General features: G+C 60.7%; 13 protein-coding genes. 3 read left to right on the top strand and 10 right to left on the bottom strand.

The genetic code is table 11. The features are described 5' to 3' along the window. Positions 1-117 precede the first annotated feature (117 nt). From CSQ87_RS03795 to pgl, 3 genes are all read right to left on the bottom strand, one after another. Positions 118-1,581, bottom strand: coding sequence for a hypothetical protein (locus CSQ87_RS03795; protein ID WP_133122339.1), 1,464 nt, complete (start codon positions 1,579-1,581; stop codon positions 118-120). Between the two features lie 195 nt (positions 1,582-1,776). After that, positions 1,777-4,446, bottom strand: a complete 2,670-nt coding sequence (locus CSQ87_RS03790) for a vWA domain-containing protein (protein ID WP_165776729.1) — start codon at positions 4,444-4,446, stop codon at positions 1,777-1,779. Positions 4,447-4,892: 446 nt separating this feature from the next. Beyond that, on the bottom strand, positions 4,893-5,681 hold the full coding sequence (pgl, locus tag CSQ87_RS03785) for a 6-phosphogluconolactonase (protein WP_100512711.1): 789 nt from the start codon (positions 5,679-5,681) through the stop codon (positions 4,893-4,895). Between the two features lie 257 nt (positions 5,682-5,938). On the opposite strand from pgl, the gene CSQ87_RS03780 reads away from it, so the two are divergent. The 3 genes from CSQ87_RS03780 to CSQ87_RS03770 all read left to right on the top strand — a co-directional run bounded on the left by CSQ87_RS03780 (position 5,939) and on the right by CSQ87_RS03770 (position 10,309). After that, on the top strand, positions 5,939-6,565 hold the full coding sequence (locus CSQ87_RS03780; RefSeq protein ID WP_100512554.1) for a TetR/AcrR family transcriptional regulator: 627 nt from the start codon (positions 5,939-5,941) through the stop codon (positions 6,563-6,565). A 307-nt stretch (positions 6,566-6,872) separates the two neighbouring features. Continuing rightward, positions 6,873-8,840, top strand: coding sequence for a right-handed parallel beta-helix repeat-containing protein (locus CSQ87_RS03775; RefSeq protein WP_100512552.1), 1,968 nt, complete (start codon positions 6,873-6,875; stop codon positions 8,838-8,840). 203 nt (positions 8,841-9,043) lie between these two features. Continuing rightward, positions 9,044-10,309: an MFS transporter gene (locus tag CSQ87_RS03770; protein ID WP_100512551.1), complete on the top strand. Its 1,266-nt coding sequence runs from the start codon at positions 9,044-9,046 to the stop codon at positions 10,307-10,309. A 135-nt stretch (positions 10,310-10,444) separates the two neighbouring features. Here the strand turns inward: CSQ87_RS03770 and CSQ87_RS03765 are convergent, their stop codons facing one another. The 7 genes from CSQ87_RS03765 to CSQ87_RS03735 all read right to left on the bottom strand — a co-directional run bounded on the left by CSQ87_RS03765 (position 10,445) and on the right by CSQ87_RS03735 (position 17,457). Then, complete coding sequence (locus CSQ87_RS03765; RefSeq protein ID WP_100512550.1) at positions 10,445-11,371, bottom strand: glucose-6-phosphate dehydrogenase assembly protein OpcA; 927 nt, start codon at positions 11,369-11,371, stop codon at positions 10,445-10,447. Beyond that, a complete protein-coding gene (gene zwf / locus CSQ87_RS03760) occupies positions 11,368-12,933 on the bottom strand; it encodes a glucose-6-phosphate dehydrogenase (protein WP_100512549.1) in 1,566 nt (521 codons plus the stop codon). Before zwf ends, CSQ87_RS03765 begins: the two co-directional genes overlap by 4 nt. A gap of 214 nt (positions 12,934-13,147) precedes the next feature. Further along, positions 13,148-13,531, bottom strand: a complete 384-nt coding sequence (gene panD / locus CSQ87_RS03755) for an aspartate 1-decarboxylase (RefSeq protein WP_100512548.1) — start codon at positions 13,529-13,531, stop codon at positions 13,148-13,150. A gap of 77 nt (positions 13,532-13,608) precedes the next feature. Then, positions 13,609-14,478, bottom strand: a complete 870-nt coding sequence (gene panC, locus CSQ87_RS03750) for a pantoate--beta-alanine ligase (RefSeq protein ID WP_100512547.1) — start codon at positions 14,476-14,478, stop codon at positions 13,609-13,611. 119 nt (positions 14,479-14,597) lie between these two features. Next, positions 14,598-15,425 (bottom strand): 3-methyl-2-oxobutanoate hydroxymethyltransferase, encoded by an 828-nt coding sequence (gene panB / locus CSQ87_RS03745; protein ID WP_100512546.1) that lies wholly within the window; start codon positions 15,423-15,425, stop codon positions 14,598-14,600. A gap of 182 nt (positions 15,426-15,607) precedes the next feature. Beyond that, positions 15,608-16,654 carry a Rossmann-like and DUF2520 domain-containing protein gene (locus CSQ87_RS03740; protein WP_100512545.1) on the bottom strand — a complete coding sequence of 349 codons (1,047 nt, stop codon included), beginning with the start codon at positions 16,652-16,654 and terminating at the stop codon, positions 15,608-15,610. Continuing rightward, the gene (locus tag CSQ87_RS03735) at positions 16,654-17,457 is read right to left on the bottom strand and encodes a type III pantothenate kinase (RefSeq protein WP_100512544.1); all 804 of its coding nucleotides are present in this window, start codon (positions 17,455-17,457) and stop codon (positions 16,654-16,656) included. Before CSQ87_RS03735 ends, CSQ87_RS03740 begins: the two co-directional genes overlap by 1 nt. Between the last annotated feature and the right edge of the window lie 51 nt (positions 17,458-17,508).

The following is a 17,508-nucleotide window of genomic DNA, read 5'->3' as shown; positions in this document are numbered from 1 at the left end:
GATTTGCCTTACGACATACGTCTTCTGCTCCCGCTGGCGGGAGCTGGACGCCGCAGGCGGACTGAGGGTGGTCAAAAGACGCACATGGCTTCCCTTGAGGGGAAGCTGGTGACCCTCCTACAGGCTCTTCCAGGCGACTCCCTCGCCGCGCCATCCGGCACGTTGCACGGCCACGTATTCGCCATAGCTCATCGTGTATACATGCTCGCCCGAGTTACGGTTGTACAGACGATACACGTTCTTGCCGCTGGCCGGCGCATACCATGCCACGCCTTCGCCCTTCCAGCCAAGACGCACCAGCATATCGTGCTCCGCCTTGTTCAACGTCCAATTGTGGTTTCCGGTACGACGGTTGTACTCGCGATATACCGGCTTGGCTCCCGCCGTCCCCTTGGCCACCGTGATGAACGAGGCACCTTTCGTGCTCTCGTCACGCCAGCCGAGCCTCACCAGCATGTCCTTCTCCGCCTTGTTGGTCGTGTAATGATGCAGGCCGCTGCGACGGTTGTACACGCGGTACACCGGCACCTGCTTCACCGATCCCGATCCCGGGGTGCTGGGGTTCGTCGGCCGGGACGGCGCCGCCCCCTTCATCGTGAACGACACCTTGACGTCCAGAAGGCCTTTCATGTCGATGATCCAGTCGCCGTGACCGCCCGTGTCGTAGGAGTACGACACCACACTGCCTGGTTTTCTGCTTGACGGCGTGATCACGCCGCTCGGGGAGATCGTGCCGCCTCGAACGTCGGACACCTTCGACAGACTGAACCACGGAATCAGCTGCCTCACATTCAGCGAGGTCCCATCCACCGCATAGGCGTTCTGCTTCTGGGCGTCTATTTCGAACAGCATGTCCGACGTCACGCGTGCGGCGAGCAGTCGGTTGCCGCTGGAATTCAGGAACGTCATCTTCGGTGTCTGTGAGAGATCCAGTGACGACAGTTGGTTGCCATTCACCATAAGATCGAACATTATGGGCTTGTTCGTCAGATTCAGGCTGGTGAGCCGGTTGTTGCTGGCCTTCAGACTCTGCAATTGCCGATTATGCGTCACGTCCAGCGCGGTCAGTCGGTTGCCGCTGACGTCGAGATAGCCCAATGCCGTATTGCGTGACACGTTCAGGGACGACAGTCGATTGTTGTTGACCCATACGGAGTCCAATCGGGGGTTGCGGGTGACGTCCAGCGCGGTCAGCTGGTTGTTCTTGACGTCCAATACCGTCAGCTGCGTGTTCTGCGAGACGTTGATCGAGGTCAGTCGATTGCCCGGCGCATACAGCTTATCCAATCGAGGGAAGTATTCGAGGCCCTTCAGCGACGTGACATTCTTGTTGAACAAATCGATTTCGTTCGCGGCATTGCGCTCCGCGAGGCTGAGTACGCCGTTGTGCGGGGATCGGTCGAGGTTGCTCGACACATACTGACGGAACGTGGCATCCGGGAAGTTCACGGCATTCACCGCCACATCCCCGCTCGCCGCCGAAGCTGACGCGGGCATGATCGCCAGTCCCGAAAGCAGCGTACAGACTGCAAGTACCGCCGCGGTCAATCCCCCTTTGCCAATACTGTGAACTCTGCGCATAATGCTTCTCCTCACGCCCATGGTGATTATTGCCATCAATACCGCATTGCCATTGTTCCACCCGTATATGACGGCCGGGGGACAGAAGCCGGGGCAGACGGAAAAAGAGACGGTCCGTTGTCATGCGGATCGTCTCTTTCTCTGATTTCTCTCTGATTGGCTGATCAGCGAATCATCGCCGTGTCACCGTGCCGGTTATTCCTCCCGACGCCGGCGTGCCACCAGGATGATCACGCCGCCCGCCAGCAGCACACCCGCGGCCGCCGCAATCGCGACAATCGCCACGCCGGTACGGCTCAGCTTCTGCGGACCGTTGTTGGCGTCGGCGGTCTTCGTCGTCACGCTGTTCTTCGATCCGGCATTCGTCGCCGCATTGGCGTGCGAGCCATTCGCCGAAGCGGAGGGTCCGCCGTTGCCTGAATTCGGTGCGGTCGGCGTACCGCCGTTGTTGCCATGCTGGCCGCCATTACTACCGTTCTGGCTGCCGTCACTGCTGGCGATCACCGTCTCAAACGAACCGTTGTTGTCCTTGTCGATGGCCGCGACCAGATTATTGCCCTGTGCCTTAATTCCGATCTTGTGAGCATCGGTACTCACTGTTATGGATTTCGTTTCATTACGATTTTCGGCAGTAATGGAAACGTTCTTCAAATTATCGGCTCGCACCACATAGTCGCCGTTAGCAATCCGATTCAAGCTCACATTGCCACCGTTATTCCCCGACACGGCAAAAGCGGACCACGGCGTTCCCTTATCGACTGTTGACAGCAATCGATATGAACCTTTGCTGCCATTTACGGAAACACTTGCATTGGGATTGAATGTCGTAGAAGTCGCCTTGTCTGCCTGTGCGTTCAGATAAATATTCGGATACCGCATCGCATAGTCAGATTCACCGGATGAGGTGATCGTATATGGTTGCGTTGCAGGAAGCGACACGGTTGAACTTGAGTCTGTGGAACCGTTGAAACTTGGAATGACTGTGAATCGAGGATCGGACATCAGCTGATGTGCTGGCCATGTAATGGTCTTACCCGTAGCTTGTATCGATACCTTGAGATTATGCCAGAACGTTTGATTGCTGGCGGACAGCCAAGCCTGATAGTTGGAGGATGCGGTTTGATGGTTAAACGGAGTCATCTCCTCTACGACATTGGAAATATAGCCGATGGTGGTTTGGCCATTTTCCGTATTCCCCTCTTCTTTATCCTCGTCTTGAGAGTTCTTGAGCTTCCAATGACCGGTTTGCGTATTGGCATACAGATACGCCTTCTGCTGATCGGGGGTGTTGTTGTCAATGATTCGAACTCTGAGATTGTATTCTTTGTCGTCTATCTTGTATGACCCGATGTCATATTGATCGGCAACGACCATATGCCCCCAATTACCTTTCCCATTGTTTTTCTTATCGATGTACCTGATGCCAAGAAGGACCGGAACGTTTCCCGTTGCAAGCTTCTGCTTCAGCTGCGAAATTTTATTTTTCTCCGGAAGATTGGTCGTATTGGTCATGCGAGAGAGTGATGCGTATGTGAATTGACCTAGAGCGTAGTAATTAATATAAGAAATGACTTCATCGTTCTTGGGAACGGAATGGAGATTCTTAGCCGATACATCGGGGAAGTCGTAGCCGACTTTTGCAAGGATTTCGGTAATTGCCATGCCTGCGCAATTACCGTTGGTTCCTCCATCCTTGGCGTATTTTTCGCTCGTTGCCTTCAATGTTTGATAGTCGGTATCGGAGAGGCCGGAGTGTTTGAGAGCATCGAGATCCTTGTCGCTGAGTTTCCAGTCCGTTGGATTGGGGAATGACCAGTTATCCACTCCGAATGTGAATATTGTCGTCTTGGTTACCCAGATTGTTGAGATCCGGTCTGATGCGGTGACACTAATAAAGCGGTCACCGGAAACGATAACTGAAGGGGTTTGAGTCTTCACATGGGCAGCAGTGTCGGACTTGAAGAACACGAGCCACTTGACGGTTTTATCAGACTTAGCGGGAATGTCCGTGATTTTCTGTTCGGCTGCATCTCCCGCTAGCCACATGTACTTATCAAGTTTCAGTTTCACTTGCACATTGGATAGCGGCTTACTCCCAGGGTTGCTGACTCGAACATTTATCCACATGCCATTCCAAGGGAATCCGCCGCTCTCGGATGCGTGATTGTATGCATGGCTTACATTCACCACCGGAGGATTGAGAATCACATCGGCGATTTCATCAAACTTCTGGATCAGTGCATCGAGGTCGTTGGCTTCGAAGTAGCCCTTGTTCTGGATCGACTTCATGAAGGTGCTGGCGGAATTGTCCTCATATGGGTAGAACCCGACCGAGTACATGTTGTAGCTGGGGAACATCGACTTGGCCTGATTCGTTGCGGATTCAGCGCTGTTCGGCCAGCCATCGGACATGGTGACGATGCTGCGTGCGTACTTCACGGAGGCGGTGTCCTTGAAGTTCTTGAGTACCTCATCGGCTTTCTGGAGTCCTGCGGTGACGTCCGTACCGGAATCGCCGAACAGATTCTTATCCGCGAAGTTGTTCAGTGTGGTCTTGTCGTTGGTGAAATCCTGAACCGTGGTGTCATTGCTGAACGACACCAGGGAGATCTGGCTTTGTGGATCCTTGGCCAGTACCTTGGATACAAACTGTTTCGTTGCGGTCTTCAGCCGTTCGATCGGCTCGCCGTACATACTGCCGGAATTGTCCAATACCAGCACGATGGCGTTATGCGTTGATGAAGACGTCGTGGTTGCGACACCATTTTCTGCGGCGACTGCCTGCGATGCGCCGAAGCCGAAGATCATGGCTACGGTCAGCACCACGGATAGCATGCCTGCAAACACGCTTCGCAAGCGTTGCATGATTCTCTCCTCTCGAAACCTGTCCGGTCGAGATCTGATACCTCTTCTCAATCGGTATGTATTGAAACCATGCCAAGCCATTGCATGATTTCTCATATTCATGGTAGAGGGGAGGATTCGGGGTGGTCAATTCGCGAATCGATGGTTAATCCAGAATTAACCTGCTTTCAGAGGGGTGGCGCAAGGGATGTGAGTGCAGGAGGATCGGCTATCGGTAAGTGAGTGGCTGAGACGGTATCGGCAAATGAGAACGAAACGATTCATGGATTTGGACGTATTTGGTGCGCCAATGCATTCTGATCCATGGCAGCCGACGGCACTGTAACCGTAAAACCGCATAGTTTCCAGGATTTTGGAATCTCTGGTAATTGCTGTCGATGGATTCGAGCGCCAATCGACATTGTTTGCGCTCGAATCCATCAAAATTCACTGAGACTTATCGCCAGTCACAGGTTCGCGGCGGAATCCTTGTCGAGCAGCCAGAGGGTCTCCTTGGCGCCGCCGGCGAACGAGCTGGGCACCTGCGGGTTGTTCGTGCCGGCGAGGGCCTTGCCCACGGCCTCGACCTTGCGTGGCGTGGAGGCGAACACCCACACGCGACGGCAGGAGCGGATGAACGGCACGGTGAGGCTGATGCGCATCGGCGGCATCTTCGGCGAATCGGTGATGCCGATCACGCGGGTCTTCTTGTCCTTGCTGCGTAGCGCCGGATGGTTGGGGAACAGCGAGGCGAAATGGCCGTCGGGGCCCACGCCGAACAGGGCGATGTCGAACGCCTGCTTCTTGCCCAGCGCTTTGACGATCTCCTTCTCGTACGCCTTGGCCGCCTGGGTCACGGCGTCGTAGTTCTCGTCCTCGGTGGCCGTCATGCGGGCTTCGTCGTCACGGTCGTCGGCGGGCATTTCGTGGATGTGTGATTCAGGCATCACGCCGTCCTCCACCAGCTTGCCGAACCAGGCCTCGCGGGCCTGCAGGGCGTTGCGGTCCGGGTCGTCGGCGGGCACGAAACGCTCGTCGCCCCACCACAGATGCACGCGGCTCCAGTCCACGGCGGCGGACAGCGGGCTTTCGCCCACGGCGCGCAGCAGTGCGATGCCGTCGGTGCCGCCGGTCAGTGCCACGTCGACGCGCTGGTGCTTGGCCAGACGGTCGGAGATCTTCAGCAGGAATCGTGCTGCCAACGCCTCCTGCAGCACCTCGGCGGACGGGTAGATGATGACTTTTCGATCGATCATCGGCATGATGACTTTCCTCCACAAAACGTGCCGCATCGCATTCTTCGGTGTATTCCCTTCCCGACTGCGGCTGTCGGTTGCAATGATGTCAGCCTATCGCATGTTCACCGTCCCGGCGCGGGATATCCATCATTTGGTGTCCATGCGTACACGCCGAATTCACTTTCCGTACGCTTTCGCCGGAATCGGATCGTTTTCGTCTGTCTCGGCCGTGCGTCAAGATCGGGAATCGAATGACAGATGGGGGTGAATGCACGATGGCTCGATCAGGGGAACAGGCCGTGGGAGAGACCGGTCGCATGCGGCTCAAGCCGCAGGAGCGACGGGATCAGGTGATCGAAGCGGCTACGGAGATCATTTCGCGACAGGGTCTATGGGGCTTTTCCGTGCATCAGGTGGCCAAGGAACTGGGGCTGACCGAACCGGCCGTGATCTACCATTTCAAGAACAAGGTCGGTCTGCTGGTTGCGGTGCTGGAACATCGAGACCAACTCGATCTCGAATACTCCGCCGAACGGATGGGCGTGACCTATCAGGATCTCTATGATGGCAACGTGTCGCTGGGATTGCGGCAGATCACCGAGACCAGTATGGAGCGCAACGTGCAGCAGCCGGAGATCGTGCGGCTGTACATGATTCTGCAGGGGGAGTCCCTGTCCAAGACGCATCCGGCGTACGAATACTATCAGGAGCGTGAACGCCGGGCGGTGGGGCGTATGACCTTGGCCGCGGCGCGTGACGGATTCGAGAATCCTGAGCATGAGGGCCGTGTGGCGATCTCCATGATGGATGGTCTGCAGACCCGTTGGCTGCGCGACCTTGATCATGTCGATCTGGTGGCCGAGTGGCGTGAGTTCGCTGATTCGCGGTGGGGGAGTCGGTAGTCGGACCGCTCTCCGTTTTGGACGCTTCTAGCCTTCCCCCTCGGGGGAAGGTGGCCGGCTTCGCCGGTCAGATGAGGGGCTGATGGACGAGGAATCGTTTGCTCTCATTGAACCCGTAGCGTCCCGTCATTGCTCGATGATCGTCGGAATCATCGTGAGCGTCTTCGCAAAGCCTCGCCAATACCAGCGAAACGCCGAATTGACATCTCAATGGATCGATTGGTACTCTTTAATCACCTCATTTAATTAACCAATGGTAAATTAAATGTATGAGTCAATGCTCAACGTCGAGTGAAAGAGGATCATTATGTCAACCAGCCAGTCGTTCAATCATCGGGAGCTGCACGTCAGTGCCGATCAAACCGGCGTCGGTGACGGCAGCGCCGGCAATCCGTTCGCTACGATTCAGGAGGCTGCGAACATTGCCGTTCCCGGCGACCGGGTGATCGTACATGAGGGCGTCTATCGCGAGCAGGTCAATCCGGTGCGCGGCGGCCTGCACAACGCCATCCGCATCGAATACGTGGCCGCCGAAGGAGAGAATCGCCCGGTCATCAAGGGCTCCGAGATCGTCAAGGGCTGGACGAGCGAGGGCAACGGCGTGTGGCACGTCGAAGTGCCCAACACCATGTTCGGCGAATACAATCCCTACGCCACCCCGTTGTGGGGCGACTGGCTGGAGCAACCGAAGTGGACGATGAGCCTCGGTGAGGTGTACCTCAACGGCAAGGCGTTGTACGAGGCGCCGACCGTGGAATCGGTGCGCGACCCGAAGCCGCGATACACCTTGCCTGGACCGCAGTGGGTGCATCCGGTCGAGGATGTGCCCCATCCGGAGGACACCGTGTGGCAGTGGCATGCGCAGGTGAACGAGGAGACCACTGAGATCTGGGCGAACTTCCACGACAAGGATCCCAATGAGCAGCTCGTGGAGATCAATTGCCGGCAGAGCGTGTTCTATCCGAAGAACACCGGCGTCAACTACATCACCGTCCGCGGATTCGAGCTGGCGCAGGCCGCCTGCCCGTGGGCTCCGCCGACCGGCAACCAGATCGGTTTGATCGGTGCCCACTGGAGCAAGGGATGGATCATCGAGGACAACGACATCCACGACGCCCGGTGCAGCGCAGTCAGTCTCGGCAAGGGATACTCGCCGAATGACAACGCCAAGACCCGTCTGGGTGAGATGCCCGGCTACCAGTACCAGCTCGAAGGCGTATTCGAGGCACGGCACAACGGCTGGGACAAAGAGACGGTCGGATCGCACATCGTGCGCAACAACGTGATCCACGACTGCGGACAGAACGGTGTCGTCGGCAATCTCGGCGGCATCTTCTCCGTGATCGAGAACAACCACATCTACAACATCGACGCCAAGCGCGAGTTCTTTGGCCAGGAGATCGGCGGCATCAAGATGCACGCGGCCATCGACGTGCAGATCCGCCACAACCACATCCACGACTGCCAGCTCGGCACCTGGATCGACTGGCAGGCGCAGGGTCTGCGCATGACCGGCAATGTGTACCACGACAACATCCGTGACCTGATGATTGAGGTGACGCACGGTCCGGCGCTGATCGACAACAACATCTTCGCCTCTCAGCACAACATCGACAACCTGGCGCAGGGCACGGCCTACGTACATAATCTGTTCTGCGGATCCAGCCTGCTCAAGGCGGAGCTCAACCGTTCCACGCCGTACCACAAGCCGCACAGCACGCAGGTGAAGGGCACTGCCATCATGTACGGTGGCGACGACCGGCTCTACCAGAACATCTTCGTCGGTGGTGACTTCCTGATGACCGACTACTCGTTCCGCGGCACCGCCGGCTACGATAACGGATTCACGCCGAGCATCGAGGAGTTCGTGCGCATCGTGCAGGCCTCCAATCTTGGCGACGTACCGAAGTTCGACGCCGTGCGCCAGCCCGTCTATATCGACGGCAATGCCTATTACAAGGGCGCCGGTTCCTGCAAGCTGGAGCACGACCGATACCTTTCCGACGCCGACCCGTTCGTGCGCATCGTGAAGGACGACGACGGCTCCTACTGGCTCGAAGGTGAATTCGAGGAAGGCATGTTCGACGTGCCCACCAAGGTGATCGGCACCTTCGATCTCGGTCGCCCGCGCATCGTGGGAGAACCCTATGAGAACCCGGACGGCACTCCGTTGGTCGTGGACCACGATCTGACCGGCGCCGAACGTGGCGAACACCCGACTCCCGGTCCGATCGAATCGCTGAAGCCCGGCCGGAACCGCGTCCGCCTGTTCTAGATTCGATTATTTTCTGACCGGCCTTCCCTTGGAAGGCAACATCCCCGGCCGACCGGGCGGATTCTAGTGGTCGTCGCTAGCGAGCCCGCCTTCCCCCTCGGGGGAAGGTGGCCGGCTTCGCCGGTCGGATGAGGGGTCAGGAAACTCCTACTGTAACTTCAAATCAATAATCAGACGAAATACCCACGGAAGAAGAAACCATCATGAGTACCTCCGCGAATCCGAGCGTATGGCGCGCCTCGGAAACAGATGAGCATCAGAAGAAGGCCCCCTACCGCATCGGCATCGCACTGCTGCTTGGCGCGGCCCTGTACGGCGGCCCCTACACCGGATCCAACATCGTGCTGCTGCCGGCCAAGACCGCCGAACTCGCCCCCGATTCCAAGGCGGCCATCATCGCCGTGATGTCCACCAGTGCCATGGTCGTGGCCGCACTGTCCAACATCCTCTTCGGCGCGCTCTCTGATCTGACCCGCTCGCGTTGGGGTCGCCGCGCCCCGTGGGTGATCTGCGGATCGATCGGCACCGCCATCATGCTCAACGTCGTCGCCCACGCACCCACCGTGCCGTTCCTGATCGTCTCGTGGTGCGTCTATCAGGTGTTCCTCAACGTGATCATCGCACCGTTCCTCGGCATCATCGCCGACCGCGTGGCACCCAAATACCGTGGAACCATCACCTCGATGTTCGCCTTCGGGTCCACAGTGGGCTCATACGCCGGACAGGTGTTGGCGGCACAGTTCATCACCACGATTCCCCGCGGCTTCTTCATGCTTTCCGTGCTCACCTTCTGCTGTGGCTTCGTCGTGGCCTTCCTTACCCGCGAACCCTCCAGCCTGCCGATGCCGAAGGCCAAGTTCGACAAGCGCATGGTGCTCGACCACTTCTCCCTGCCCATGCACAACTGCCGCGACTACTACCTTGCCCTGTTCGGCAAGTTCATGATCACCTCCGCCAAGTACGCGATCGCCGGCTACCAGCTGTACATCCTCACCGATTACATGAAGCAGGACGACGCCGGAGCCTCGCATTACGTGACGATCATCTCCCTGTGCATGATGTTCACCGCCATGATCATCACCGTCGTCACCGGCATCGTCACCGACCGCATCCACAGCCGTAAGATTCCTGTGGCTCTTGCCTCCTTCTGCATCGCCGTCGGCTCGTTTATCCCGTTCTTCTCGGCAGAACCGTGGACGATGGTGGCCTATGGTCTGTTTGCCGGCACCGGTCTTGGCGCATTCAACGCCGTGGATCAGGCGCTGAACATCGAGGTGCTGCCCAATCCGGAGACCGCAGCCAAGGATCTCGGCGTGCTCAACCTGTCGAATACCGGCGGTCAGGTGCTCGGCCCGGTGCTCGCCGCCACGTTCATCTCCGCGGTCGGCTACCACGCCCTGTTCCCGGTGGCCGGCGTATGTGCTCTGGTAGGCATGACCCTCGTCATGATGATCAAGTCCGTGAAGTAGGCCTACGGATCGTGTGAATCACCGATCGCGTGAATCGTGACCCAGTGACGAAAAAGGGGAGGAAAGACCATATCGGTCCTTCCTCCCCTTCGCCATAGGTGCAATGTCGCTACGTGAATCGCGGGCGAGCGGTCGTCACTCGTGGTCCACGAGGCCCCAGCCGTTGCGGATCACGTCGCCGTAGATCTCGTCGGGATCGAGGCGGCGCAGCTCCTCGCTCAGGCAGTCGCCCAGCGTGCGCACCGGCATCGACACGGTCTGCTCCGACTCGCCGGGCTGGTTGATCACCGCGTGGTGCTCGGTCTTGCGTTCGATGCTCAGCACGCCGTTCTCGCGCTCGAAGTACACGCCGGTCACGGCCTTCACGTCGTCGGAGCGTTCGATGCGTACGGGCACGTCGAGTCGCAGCGCCAGCCAGGAGCCGAGCAGTTCCAGCGGCAGATAGTGCGTCTGGCCGGTCACGCGCACCGACTTGATCGGCAGGTGCGGCGGCTGCTCCAGCATGGAGACCAGCAGTGCGCGCCAGGTGGTCAGGCGGGTCCATGCCATGTCCACGTCCTCGGGCGCGTAGTGGGCGCGCAGGGCGGTGAACGAGGCCTCCGGGTTCGGCGCATGGCAGGCGTCGGTGATGCGGCTGCGGGACATCACGCCGACCGGATCGGCCGACGGGTTCTCCGGGGCACGGCCCGGCCACCACGCCACGACGGGCGCATCGGGCACGAGCAGCGGGATCACCAGCGTATCGAGGTGGCGGACCAGTCCGTCATGCGGGCGCAGCACGATGATCTCACCGGCGCCGGCATCCGCGCCGAAGCGGATCTGGGCGTCCAGCGTGGCCTCGGAGGCATCGTCGTCCGCATGGGTGATGATGGCGATCACGCGGCAGGGGTGCTCGCGGCTGGCGTCGTTGGCCGTGGTCAGCGCCTGTTCCAGACCGTCGGGGTCGGTGCAGATCAGCAGCGTGAGCACGCGGCCCAGCGCCGCCTCGCCACGCTGCTCGTGCAGCTGTTCGATCTTGCGGGCGATGGCCGCGGTACTGGTATCGGGCAGATCAAGAATCATGGCATCCTCCAATGACGTCCATCACGGTTGAGCATCTCGTCGGCCTCGGCCGGACCCCACGTGCCGGAACGGTACGGCTGGGGCTGCCCCTGCGTGGCCCAGAACTCCTCGATCGGGTCGAGGATCTCCCACGACAGCTCCACCTCGCGGGTGGTGGGGAACAGCGGCGGATCGCCGAGCAGCACGTCGAGGATCAGACGCTCGTAGGCTTCGGGGGAGGCCTCGGTGAACGAACTGCCGTAGCTGAAGTCCATGTTCACGTCGCGCACCTCCATGGCGGTGCCCGGCACCTTCGCGCCGAACCGCAGGGTCACGCCCTCGTCCGGCTGTACGCGGATCACCACGGCGTTGTTGCCGAGCTCGCGGGTGGCGGTGGTTTCGAACGGCAGATGCGGGGCGCGCTTGAACACGACGGCGATTTCGGTGACGCGCTTGCCGAGCCGCTTGCCGGTGCGCAGATAGAACGGCACGCCGGCCCAACGGCGGGTGTCGACGTCCAGTCGGATCGCGGCGTACGTCTCGGTGGTGGACTTCGGGTCGATGCCGGCCTCGTCGAGATAGCCGACCACCTTTTCGGAGCCCTGCCATCCGGCCGCGTACTGGCCGCGGGCCGTATGGGCGGCCAGATCCTTCGGCAGGCGGACCGCGGAAAGCACCTTGGTCTTCTCGGCGATCAGATCCTGTGCGGAGAAGCTGACCGGCTCCTCCATGGCGGTGAGGGCCATGAGCTGCAGCAGGTGGTTCTGGATCACGTCGCGGGCCGCGCCGATGCCGTCATAGTAGCCGGCGCGTCCGGCCACGCCGAGATCCTCGGCCATGGTGATCTGTACATGATCCACGTAGTTCGCGTTCCACACGGGTTCGAACATCGTGTTGGCGAAGCGCAGCGCCAGCAGGTTCTGCACGGTCTCCTTGCCGAGATAGTGGTCGATGCGGAACACCGATTCGGGGGCGAAGACCTCGGAGACCACGCGGTTGAGCTCCTGGGCGCTGGCCAGATCGTGGCCGAACGGCTTCTCGATGATCACGCGACGCCACGCGCCCTCGGTGGAGTGGGCCAGACCGCAGGCGGCGAGCTGCTTGGAGACCAGCGGGAACGCGCGCGGCGGCACCGACATGTAGAAGGCGTGGTTGCCGCGGGTGCCGCGGTCGCGGTCGAGTTCGGAGACCGTGTCGGACAGGCGGCTGAACGCCTCGGCGTCGTCGAACTCGCCCTGCACGAATCGGATCGAAGCGCTCAGAGGGCCCCAGGTTGATTCGCTGAACGGGGTGCGGCTACGCTCCTCGACGCATTTGCGGACGAAGTTCGCGAACTCCTCGTTGCTCCACGGACGGCGGCCGAAGCCGATCAGGCCGAAGCCGGCGGGCAGCAGACCGCGATTGTACAGATCGTAGACCGCGGGCAGCAGCTTCTTGCGGGCCAGATCGCCGGTGACGCCGAAGATCACCAGCGAGCAGGGGCCGGCCACGCGGGGCAGGCGCATGTCGCGCGGGTCGCGCAGCGGATTGACCCACCCTCCCTCGGGATTCGCGAGGTTCGCGATATTGGTTGCGATGTTCATATCCCTCCTCAGAACATCAAAGAGACTCAGCATAATCAGTCAATCACGGATGACGGTCGGGGTACAGTCATATGCCGACGTTTTCCGCTATACGGGAATATTCCGGTCAACATGGTTCACTCACACGGGCCGGGGGCGCTCACACGGGCCGGTCTGGCTGCCCACACGGGCCGCACGGTCCACGTGAGCAACCGGGCGATTGGGGCTGGGCTGATCAGGCGATCTGACCGTGCTTCTCGTAGTTGGTCACGCGGGTGGCATGGTTCTTTTCGTCCACGAACACCACCTTGGGCTTGTGGGTCTTCGCCTCCTCGGCGTCCACCTGACAGTAGCACATGATGATCGCGATGTCGCCGGGATCGAAGAAGTGCGCCGCGGCGCCGTTGAGGCAGATCACGCCGCTGCCGGGTTCGCCGGCGATGGTGTAGGTTTCGAGGCGCTGGCCGTTGTTCACGTTCACCACGGCCACCTTCTCGTATTCGAGGATGCCGGCCGCGTCGAGCAGATCGGAGTCGATGGTGATCGAGCCGACGTAGTCGAGACGGGCCTCGGTGACGGTGACGCGATGGATCTTGCCTTTGAGCATATTGAGCTGCATGGGTGTGTGTTCCTTAGGATGAAAGTTGTTATGTGTTTTATGTGTTGGCTTCCCCTCGAGGGGAAGGCAGGGTTCGGCTAGTGCAGTTCGGGGTAGAAGAAGTTGTCGATCAGGCGGGTCTTGCCGATGCGCACGGCGATGGCCACCAGCACCGGCTGGTCGAGCGTGGCGACCGGGTGCACGTTCTCGAGATCCACCACCTCAACATACTCCGGGTCGGCGAGCGGCTCGGTGGCCAGCACCTCGCGCACCTTGGCCTTGATCGCCTCGGCGCTCTTCTCGCCCGACTCGGCCAGCGCACGACCGGCCTCCAGCGCCTTGTGCAGGATCGGGGCGGCGGCGCGCTCGGCGGGGTTCAGGTACGTGTTGCGCGAGCTCTTGGCCAGACCGTCGGCCTCGCGGATGATCGGGCAGCCGACGATCTCGATGTCGAAGTTGAGGTCGCGCACCATGCGCTTGATGACGAGCAGCTGCTGCGCGTCCTTCTGGCCGAAGTAGGCGCGGTTCGGCGTCACGATGTTGAACAGCTTGGCGACCACGGTGCACACGCCGCCGAAGTGGACCGGACGGCTCTTGCCGCACAGCTCCTCGGTGATCGTGGCCATGGTGATGGCGGTGGTGCGGTTCGGGTAGTACATCTCCTCGGGGGAGGGGTTGAACAGCAGGTTCGCGCCGGCGCCGGAGACGAGCTTCGAGTCGCGGTCGAGATCACGCGGGTAGGCCTCGAGATCCTCGTTCGGTCCGAACTGCACCGGGTTGACGAAGTCGGAGACGACGACGCGGTCGTTCTGCGCCACGGCCTTCTCGATCAGGCTCCGGTGACCTTCGTGCAGGAAGCCCATGGTCGGCACGAGGCCGACGGAAAGGCCCTGCGACTTCCACGCCTTGACGGCTTCGCGCACTTCGGCGATGGTGTGGACGACCTTGAATTCGTTGGTTTCAGTCATGATATGTTCCTTTGGTTGCTAGTGGTTGCTGATGGTTGGGTAAGTACTTGTGGGTTGTCTTCCCCTTGAGGGGAAGCCAGGGGGATTGCGAGCCGATAGGCGAGTCCGATGGGTGGCGACTACTGCAGTTCGTCGATGATCGACTCGTCCATCGCGAAGCCTTCCTTGGTGTTGTCGGGGAAGGCTCCGGACTTCACGTCCTCGATGTAGTGGCCGAACGCCTCGCGCATCTGCGTGCCGATCTCGGCATAGTGGCGCACGAACTTCGGCTTCATTTCCCCATACATGTTGAGCAGGTCCTGATACACGAGGATCTGACCGTCGGTCACGTCGCCCGCGCCGATGCCGATCGTCGGGATGGTCAGCTCCTCGGTGATCCGCTTGGCGAGCAGGGTGGGCACGCCTTCGAGCACCACGGCGAACGCGCCGGCGTCCTCGATAGCCCGTGCGTCGTCGAGGATCTGCTGGGCGGTCTTCACGTTCTTGCCCTGCACCTTGAATCCGCCGAACTTGTTCACCGACTGCGGGGTGAGACCGAGGTGGGCCATCACCGGGATGGACGCGGTGACGATGGCCTTGATCTGATCGTGGAACGCCACGCCGCCCTCGAGCTTCACGGCCTGGGCGCCGCCCTCCTTGACCAGCCGGCCCGCGTTGTGCACGGCCTGCTCGACGTTGGTGTAGGCCATGAACGGCAGGTCGACCACGACGAGCGCGTTCTTCGCGCCGCGGGTGACGCACTTGGCGTGGTGGATCATGTCCTCCATGGTGACGGGCAGCGTGGAATCGTAGCCCATCATCACCATGCCGAGCGAATCGCCGACGAGGATGCCGTCGATGCCGGATTCGTCGACGAGCCGGGCGGTGGTGTAGTCGTAGGCGGTGAGCATGGTGAGCTTCTCGCCCTTCTCCTTGGCCGACTGGAAGGTGATCGCGGTGTGCTTCATGGTGTGTGGTTCCTTTCTGTGGTCACGGTCGTCGCCGATCCGTGCCTTGTTGAGTTATTCGTTGAGTTATTCGCTGAAGTGGTGTGGGTTGTGGGAAAGTCGTTGCCGGCTGGCTGGCCGGGTGATCAGCCGATCTGACCGGTAATCCGTCCGGTAATCTGACCGGTTAGTTGGTCAGGTAATCAACCGTTCGGGTGATCCGATCCGCCCGCTGATCGGTTACTGTGGTGATCGGTTCGCTGTGGTGATCGATCAGCTGCGGTGAGCAGATCGATCAGTTCGCCGTAGTCCCGGTTCGGGTTCTTCGCCTCGGCCACCGGCAGCAGTGCCTCGGACAGCGCCCGGTACACCGTCGCGGCCGTGACCGCGCCTGCGAGGCCTGTATCACCGTCGGTATCGGATCCGTTCGGTCCGGTATCGGGCCCAGTATCGCCCGCGCCGAGCGCCTCGAGATGCGCCCGTACCGTGCCCACGTCGGCCCGCTCGACCGGCCCGGTGAGCGCGGCCTTCGCCCCGCGCTCGCAGAACGATCGCGCATTGTGCTCGATCATCCCGGACAGCGCTTCGCGGGCCTGCGATTCGGTGAATCCGCAGCCGCGCAGCGTCTCCACGGCCTGCTGCCACAGGGCGATCGGCAGATTCGAGGCCATCACCGCGGCCGCATGGTATCGGGTCTTGTCCTCGGGGCGGATGATGCGGTTGGGATTGCCCAGTCGGGCGAGCAGCTGCGTCATCATCTCGGTGACGCGACGGTCGCCTTCGAGGGCGAAGAACGCGCCGGACAGTTGATCGACCGATTGGCCGGCATCGTCCGCGGCGAACCGCTGACTCACCGCCTGCATCGGGTGCATGGAGAACGCGGAGACCCCGATCCGTTCGGCGTCGTCGAACACGGCCGACGACAGACATCCGCTGCAGTGGCCGATCGACATGCCGCTGACCGCCGGACTGCCGGCCACATGCCCCTCTTCGGGAAGGCCGGGGATCTCCCTGAGCTCATGCCATACCGAGGCGATCATGTCGTCCGGCGTGGTGATCAGCAGCATGTCGCTGGACCGTACCGCCTCGTCAAGCGTATGGAAGGCCTTGACTCCCAGCGCATCGGCGGCCGACCGGGCGGAGGCGGAGGAACGGCTGAGATAGCCGCTGATCTCCACCAGCGCGGATCGCCTCAGATGGGTGCCCAGCGCGCAGCCGACCCTGCCGGCTCCGATGAATCCGATACGCATCAGCGCCTGCGCCCCTTGGATTTCTGGGCGGTTTTCTGCGCCTGGATCTTGGCGTAGATGATCGCCAGACCCTTGAAGATCAGCTGACGGTCGTACACGTCGATGGAGTCGGTGTCGCCGTAGAACACGTTGCCGAGTCCGCCGGTGGCCACCACCTTGAAATCGTGGCCGATCTCCTTGCGGAACCGGTTGATCGTGTACTCCACGCCGCCGAGGTACTGGTAGTAGAGGCCGGCCTGCATGGCGGTCTTGGTGCCGGTGGCGAGGATCGTGTCGGGCTTGGTGATCTCCACTTCGGGCAGCTGGGCGGTGTGGCTCCACAGGGAGCTGGCCCCGGATTCGAGTCCGGTGCTGATCACGCCGGCGCAGAACGTGCCGGTATCGTCCACGTAGTCGTAGGTGGTGGCGGTGCCGAAGTCGATCACCAGCACCGGTCCGCCGTACAGGTAGTAGGCGCCCGCGCAGTCGGCGATGCGATCGGCGCCCACGGTCTTCGGATCGTCCACGCGCACGTTGATGCCGCATTTGACGCCCGGGCCCACGATGATCGGTTCGAGGTCGAGGAATTTCTTGATGCTCGAGCGGAAGGCGTACATCACCTTCGGCACCACCGAGGAGATGATCACGTCATCCACGTCCTTCGGCTCGATATGCGACATGCCCATGAAGGTGGCGAGCATCATCGCGTATTCGTCGCTGGTACGGCGGGTGCTGGTGGTCAGGCGGTAGGTGCCCACGATGTCGTCGCCGTCGATGAATCCGATGACGATGTTGGTGTTGCCGATGTCCACGGCGATCAGCATGAGTGCTCCTTATTACTGCTATTACTGCTTTTCATTACGGCATTTACCGCC

Source organism: Bifidobacterium simiarum (genome assembly GCF_002802905.1).
Taxonomy (GTDB): Bacteria; Actinomycetota; Actinomycetes; order Actinomycetales; family Bifidobacteriaceae; genus Galliscardovia; species Galliscardovia simiarum.
The sequence above is the reverse complement of the archived record's forward strand: the minus strand, read 5'-3'. Positions and strand labels throughout refer to the sequence as shown.